The organism is Sphingomonas sp. AC435 (assembly GCF_979253005.1).
The window spans coordinates 54,221-60,935 of the sequence record NZ_CEEDCJ010000013.1; the positions used below are offsets into that span (position 1 = coordinate 54,221).

Genomic DNA, 6,715 nt, shown 5'->3' on the forward strand with positions numbered 1-6,715 from the left:
CCCCTGTTTCACGTCAGGATTACTATGCGCGTCTGCGAAATTTGTGTCGCCCTCTGCATCGCGATCGCAACAAGCGGATGCGCTGGGCGCGAGCCGCTTCGCTCGACCGAAAACCTGACTGTTGTTCCCGACGCCACGATCCTTCCTGCTCCCACCCGCGGCGATCTGGTCGCGGCCGATCGTCCAGCGTTGATCGGTCCGCTCGATACGATCGAGGTCGAGATCATCAACATCCCCGAGTCCAGCCGCGAGATGCAGGTCGACGCCAGCGGACGCATCGCGATGCCGCTAGCGGGCACCATCTACGCCGGCGGGAAGACGGCCGAAGAACTGGCGCGGACGGTCGAGGAAAGCCTGCGACGTCACTACGTGCGTGACCCCGAAGTGGTGGTCAACATTAAGAGTTCGGTGAGCCAAGTCGCCACAGTCGACGGTCAAGTCCAAGAACCCGGTCTGTATCCGGTGACCAACCAGATGACGCTGATGCGCGTGATCGCGTCTGCCAAGGGGCTGAGCGAATTCGCGCGGCAGGACGACGTAGTCATCCTGCGGACCGTCAACGGCCGCAAGATGGCTGGCCTCTACAACATGGGCGCGATCCAGCGTGGCATATATACCGATCCGCCGATCTACGCGAACGACGTAATCGTCGTCGGTGACTCGCCGCAGCGCCGCCTCTTCCGTGATCTCGTTTCGATCTCGCCGCTGCTTGCCGCGCCGCTGATCACGATTCTGCAGTAAGGTTCGTACAGTGAACGTGATTTCCTCGCCCCTTACGGCCGGCGCCGCGCCCGGCGGTTTCCTGCAATCGACCGCTGCTCCCGCGCCAGAAGCGGAGGGGACGCCGCTGATCCGTTACTATCTGCGGATCGCCTTGCGCTGGCGCTACGTGATCCTTGGTGCGATCGCCGTCTGCGGCTTGCTGGGGCTCATCATAACGTTGTTGATGACTCCGCAATATTCGGCGTCCGCAACGATCGAGATTTCGCGCGAGTCAGAACGCGTCACCAACTTTCAGGGCGTCAGTCCCGATACCAGTATCGCCGACCAGGAATTCTACCAAACGCAATACGGTCTGTTGAAGTCGCGCTCGCTGTCCGAGCGGGTCGCCGCCCAGCTTCGCTTGGCTGACAACGCCAATTTCTTTGAGATGTTCGGCATTGAGAGCGATGGTCCTGCGTTCGAGCAGGTGTCCGGTCGCTATACCGCGCAGGGCCGTCCGACTCGTCTGCGTGTCGCGGGCGAATTGTTGCGCGCGCACCTCCGGGTCGATCCTGCGCAGCTGTCGCGACTGGTGGACATCCGCTTCACCAGTCCCAATCCCGGCCTCTCAGCCAGGGTAGCCAACGCCTATGCGGACAATTTCATCCAGACGAACCTGGAACGCAAGATCCAGGCGACGTCCTATGGACGCAACCTGTTGCAGCGTCAGATTGGGCAAGCGAAGGGTCGTCTCGACGAATCCCAGCGTCAGCTTGTCGGCTACGCCACGGCACAGCGCATCATCAATCTGCCCGGGCAGTCGAGCGGGTCGGGAGCGACGTCAGAACGGTCCATCGTCGTCGACGAGCTTCAGGCGCTCAATAGCGCGCTGTCGCAGGCAATCGCGGATCGCGTACAGGCCGAAGCGCGCTATCGCGAGCAGGGGAAGAGCGGCGCGTCGGCCGATGCGTTGCGTAACCAGGCGATCAACTCGCTTCGCCAGCGGCGTGCGGAACTGGCCGCCGACTATCAGCGGATGATGACCCAGTTCGAACCGCAATATCCTCCGGCACGCGCCATCCAGGCGCAGATCGACCAGCTCGACCGAAGCATCACGCGCGAGGAAGCGCGCGTCTCGGGATCGACGGAGGCGGACTTTCGGTCGGCCGAACTGCGCGAAGTGGAATTGCGTTCACGCGTCGAAAGGCTAAAATCCAACTTTCTCGACCTGCGTACCCGCAGCATCCAGTATAACATCTACCAGCAAGAAGTAGATACTAATCGGGCACTCTACGACGCGCTGTTGCAGCGCTATAAGGAAATAGGCGTTGCAGGCGGCGTCGGCATCAACAACATTGCGATCGTCGATCCCGCCGATGTGCCGGAAGCACCTTCTAGTCCGCGGATAATACTTAACCTCGCCTTAGCGTTGTTCGCCGGGCTGGGCATCGGCTCGTTGCTGGCCTTCGCGTTCGAGCAACTCGATGATGCGATCGCGGACCCGCAGGAAGTGGAGCGCCGCCTCGGATTGCCGCTGTTGGGCACGGTGCCGAAAATTGAGGATGTTGCGCCGCGCGATGCGTTGCTCGATCGCAAATCGGAGCTGGTGGAGGCGTATCTCGCTATCCAGACCAGTTTGGCATTCGCAACCGAACACGGCGTTCCGCGCTCGCTCGCTGTCACTTCGACGCGTCCTGCCGAAGGAAAGTCGACCACCGCGCTGGCGTTGACGACGATGATGGCGCGCGCACGGAGGTCCGTCATCCTGGTCGACGGCGACATGCGGTCGCCTTCGATCCATACGCTGGCCGGTATCGATCACGATGTCGGGCTCAGCAATTTTCTGGCAGGACAAGATGCGTTGGAACCGTTGATCGTCCAGCTGGACGATCTAGGCTTCGCGATCATGACGGCGGGACCGCTGCCGCCCAACGCGGCGGAGTTGTTGACCGGTAACCGTCTGGCCGTGCTGATCGATCGACTGCTGGAAACCTTCGACCACGTAGTCATCGATTCCCCGCCGGTCATGGGGTTGGCTGACGCGCCGTTGATCGCAAGCCGTGTCGAAGGCGTCGTCTACGCCGTGGAGTCGCACCATATCCGCTCCACCTTGGTGAAAACGGCGCTGGCCCGATTGAGCGGTGCGCATGCTCGTGTCTTCGGCGCAGTGCTGACTAAGTTCGAGGCGAAGAAAGGATCGTATGGCTACGGCTATGAATATGGCTATGGCTACGGTCGCGATGACAGCGCCAAGGGCAAGGATTCCTGACGCGGATGGCGCGGCCCACTACCCTGTTGCCCCGGCGGTCGGCGTTGGAGTGGACCATCCGCGGCGTTCTCGTGCTAATAGCCGCCGTCATTGGCTACCTGACCGTGACACACAGCTTTGCTGAATCGATCGCCCGAAGAAATCCAGCGCTGGCGCATTCGTTGGCGCCGGGCAACGGACAGATTACGGCGACGCTGGCGGACGAGCGCTTTAAGGCACGGCCGGTGGGTGCCGCCCGGTCGACCGCCGCACAGCTGGCACGACAGGCTCTCCGGCAGGATCCGACCGCGGTGAAAGCGGTGACCGTGCTTGGTTTCCAAGCGCAGTTGCGCGGCGAGATGCCTACGGCCCGCCGGCTGTTCGCTTATTCGCAAATTCTGTCGCGGCGCAATTTTGCGACGCAACTCTGGGCCGTCGAGGATGCCGTGGCGCGGGGTGACGTCCCCGGCACGCTTCGTCATTACGACATTGCCCTACGGACGACGCGAACCGCCGGGGATGTGATGTTTCCCGTATTGGCGGGAGCGATCGTCGATCCTGCGATCCGCACCAGCTTGATCGCGACTATGGCACGCAAGCCTGCCTGGACGGGGAAGTTCATCGCCTATCTTGCCGGCAACGGTGCAGATGCGCGCTCGAGCGGTGCCCTGTACACCGGCCTGCGACGTGTCGGCGTGTTGATCCCGTCGGAGGCGGATGCGGCAGTCATTAACGGGTTAATGGCCGACGCTACGGTGCACGATGCCTGGCGCTATTATGCCTCGGTCCGCAGCGGGGCGGATCCACGACGGTCACGTGATCCCGGCTTCGCCGCGAACTTGACGACGCCGTCACCATTCGATTGGAAGGCATCGACTGATCCTGATCTGGCGGCTTCGTTCCAGCGCGGGGCGGATGGCGGTGTCTTCGACTTCGCAACTTTGTCCGGTGCGGCGGGACCATTGCTGCAGCAGGTTCAGATGCTACCACCGGGCGACTATCGCCTTGAAGGCCATAGTACCGGCATCGACCAACCCGAAGCGACCCGGCCGCAATGGGTATTAACGTGTCGGGGGGGGCAGGAGCTCGGCCGGGTCGTCGTGCCGAATTCAACCCAGGCGGGTGGCAGTTTCGCCGGACGGTTCCGTGTTTCGGCAGGCTGCCCGGTTCAGATACTCGCCCTGATGGCAAGACAATCGGATGAGATTGCGGGCGTCTCCGGACAGATCGATCGTGTGCGATTGATCCCTAACGGCTGACGTGGCAGCACTGGACGCGCGACGATGGAATCCCCTACGGATGGAATGGAATCGTGAAAACCGTTGTCGCCTTCCTGGCTGCGATCATGGCCGTTGATCCCGCGGCGGCACAACAGGCGGCGACGTCGAGCGACGCCCAGCAGGCCTATGGCAGCCGACTAGACCGGCAGGCCATCCCCGAAGTCAGCCGCGGCGTAGTGCAGCGGCAGAATTCCCGGATCGAGAGCCGCATCAACAACCGGCTTAATACGCGGGTCGAACGGTATACCGCCTTTGTCGACCCGACTGCGTCGTTGCGGGCACGCAACGACGACGGTTCGCGCAGGACTACCATCGTGCAGAACCCTTTGCCGCCTCCCGATCAGTGACGCTCGCCCGACAGGGCATTCTAAGACATCGTTCGATGATTTTCCGCATTTTTCATCACGGAGCGTGAGCGCGGATACAACAGTATGGAGGGTACGTGTCTAGCTTCCCCCCTTTTGTCAACCTATATTTGATAATGTCCTTTATCATAAGCGAGTGGGCAGGCGCTAATCCCTGGCGGTTTGACGGTGCGATCCTGTCGTTGGAGCCGTCAGCGGTTTTCCTCACTTGTCGCTACGCTGGTAGTGCGAAACTCAGCACATTTGCGACACGCCAATGCCAGCGCTTGGAAGCGGCCGGTCTGCTAACGCTTAAGTGCGGTCGTTTAGGCCAGCGTTCGCGTTGCCCGAGAGCAGTCGCCCGTTCAGGTACCGGCCTCGTATGCTTTCAGTAGCCGCCATAAACCCGCGCAGTCTGCGCCCTGCTGCTCGACGGCGTTGCGAAGGGCGTAGAATTCATCGTCGCTTTTGATGTGACCCCGGCGAACAACTCGCTGCACTAGCTTAGAAGACCTTGTGCGTATTTCCGACAGTGTTGGTAAGCCCGATTGCAAGAGCTCGTGGTCGCACGCGGTCACGTCGTTCGAGGACCAATCACTCGTAAAATCCACAACGTCGCCGATCGCCATACCGAGGCCGCTCCGCGCCTTGGCCGGTGTTTTTACTGCCATTCTGTCAAGAATGGCTATCGGATGAGTATCAGGGTTGAGCAGGTCCGAAGGGAAAACCTTGGGAACCATATAACTGAACCACGACCGCAGGCGCGCATATTCGGAGGGATCGATCCGCATAGCCGTTATGCTGCCAGCGCAGGGCTTTTAGCGCAACGGCAGCTTGCCGGCCTTCAGTTCCCGAAAGCAAACCGTCCGCTCTCCACCACTTCCGGACATGCCAGTGTCGCCCAATTGCGGATATTGCCTAAGCCCTACGCCAACTTTGCGCGCCGGAATGGCTTGAAGGACGCTCCGCTTCGGCTAGCCTTGCTCGATAGGAGATCGTGATGCTGCTGGCGCTCGTCGGATGGACTCTCATTGCTGGCTTACAAGGACCGGGTGGCACGCCTCCAGCTCCTCTCGCTCCAGGTACCGCACCAACATCTGCACAGATTGAGCAACGGCGTGCGCAATCGTCCAGCCTTGGGCGCATGCTCTACGAATACGATCGTGCCGCTTGGCTCAGCTCGGATGCGCTCACAGCGAAGATCCCAAAGGAAAAGCTCGCAGGAACTGGCGGCTATATCGTCGAGCAAATTGGCGACCAGTTGCTCCGCGTCACCTACTACCGTGGTGGGGTTGCTGATGCGCAAGCCTTCTTCGTCGCTGACGTGCGCGGGGGGAAAGTGATCCGGAACGAGGTGCTTGCCCAACCGATCGCTCTGACGCGGGAACAGACTGTTTTGGCGCGTGCCCGGGAAATCGGCGCAGTCACAGCGCAAGAGCGATCTTATCGACCCTGCAACTCACGGCCTTTCAACACCGTCGTTCTGCCCTCGCGTAACGGAGGCCCGACTGCCGTCTACCTGTTGTCGGCCCAGCAGGATGCCGGAACATACCCGCTGGGTGGGAACTACCGTGTTGTGGTGGGATCAGACGGCAAGGTTCTCAGCTATCGGCCCTACAGCGTGAGCTGCTTGAACATGAAGGTGCCCAAGCTGCCAGCCGGTGCGACACCGGTCGGCGTCATGATCAATCACCTGTTGGATCCTGCTCCTACCGAGCTCCATGTGTTCGCCTCCTACAGCCTTGGCATGCCGTTGTATGTGGCCACGCCTGACAAGAGAGTTTGGCAGGTAAAGGGAAGTGACATCATGCTTTCGAAGCCGAATTAGCAATTAGCTCGGGCCACTGACGCGACGTCCCAAAGCGGCGAGTAAGCCACCTTCGCCCAGAGAGCAGATGTTCCGCCTTCCACCAGGTTCGGGCATGCGGCTGTCGCAAAAGCGGCATCATATGCGACGTCCGAAATCCAGGACATTAGCGACATTGACGTCTCAGAGGTTGAAAGCGCCGGATCGCACCGACCATTTGCAGCTCTTATCTAGCCAACCTACAATTTGGCGGATGTTAGAGCGGATTCCGTTCAGTCCGGATCATAGCCGCAGGAGCTGAAGTAGTTGGCGCATTCCTGCGGCTGGAAGAGGT

General features: G+C 60.9%; 6 protein-coding genes. 5 read left to right on the top strand and 1 reads right to left on the bottom strand.

What is annotated here, in order from left to right; translation table 11 throughout:
• Window positions 1-24 precede the first annotated feature (24 nt).
• From AC0CH8_RS17720 to AC0CH8_RS17735, 4 genes are all read left to right on the top strand, one after another.
• Window positions 25-741 (top strand): polysaccharide biosynthesis/export family protein, encoded by a 717-nt coding sequence (locus tag AC0CH8_RS17720; protein WP_465241017.1) that lies wholly within the window; start codon window positions 25-27, stop codon window positions 739-741.
• Between the two features lie 133 nt (window positions 742-874).
• Window positions 875-2,971 carry a GumC family protein gene (locus AC0CH8_RS17725; RefSeq protein ID WP_465241018.1) on the top strand — a complete coding sequence of 699 codons (2,097 nt, stop codon included), beginning with the start codon at window positions 875-877 and terminating at the stop codon, window positions 2,969-2,971.
• Window positions 2,972-3,015: 44 nt separating this feature from the next.
• On the top strand, window positions 3,016-4,209 hold the full coding sequence (locus AC0CH8_RS17730) for a hypothetical protein (RefSeq protein ID WP_465241019.1): 1,194 nt from the start codon (window positions 3,016-3,018) through the stop codon (window positions 4,207-4,209).
• A gap of 53 nt (window positions 4,210-4,262) precedes the next feature.
• Window positions 4,263-4,577, top strand: coding sequence for a hypothetical protein (locus AC0CH8_RS17735; protein ID WP_465241020.1), 315 nt, complete (start codon window positions 4,263-4,265; stop codon window positions 4,575-4,577).
• Window positions 4,578-4,939: 362 nt separating this feature from the next.
• Here the strand turns inward: AC0CH8_RS17735 and AC0CH8_RS17740 are convergent, their stop codons facing one another.
• Complete coding sequence (locus AC0CH8_RS17740; protein ID WP_204200567.1) at window positions 4,940-5,365, bottom strand: hypothetical protein; 426 nt, start codon at window positions 5,363-5,365, stop codon at window positions 4,940-4,942.
• 209 nt (window positions 5,366-5,574) lie between these two features.
• On the opposite strand from AC0CH8_RS17740, the gene AC0CH8_RS17745 reads away from it, so the two are divergent.
• A complete protein-coding gene (locus AC0CH8_RS17745) occupies window positions 5,575-6,402 on the top strand; it encodes a hypothetical protein (protein ID WP_465241021.1) in 828 nt (275 codons plus the stop codon).
• Window positions 6,403-6,715: the final 313 nt, after the last annotated feature.

What these genes read in the sequence shown, in the direction of transcription:
- AC0CH8_RS17740 (WP_204200567.1), bottom strand. Translation starts at nt 5,365, where the DNA reads ATGCGGATCGATCCCTCCGAATATGCGCGCCTGCGGTCGTGGTTCAGT.
- AC0CH8_RS17745 (WP_465241021.1), top strand. Translation starts at nt 5,575, where the DNA reads ATGCTGCTGGCGCTCGTCGGATGGACTCTCATTGCTGGCTTACAAGGA.
- AC0CH8_RS17720 (WP_465241017.1), top strand. Translation starts at nt 25, where the DNA reads ATGCGCGTCTGCGAAATTTGTGTCGCCCTCTGCATCGCGATCGCAACA.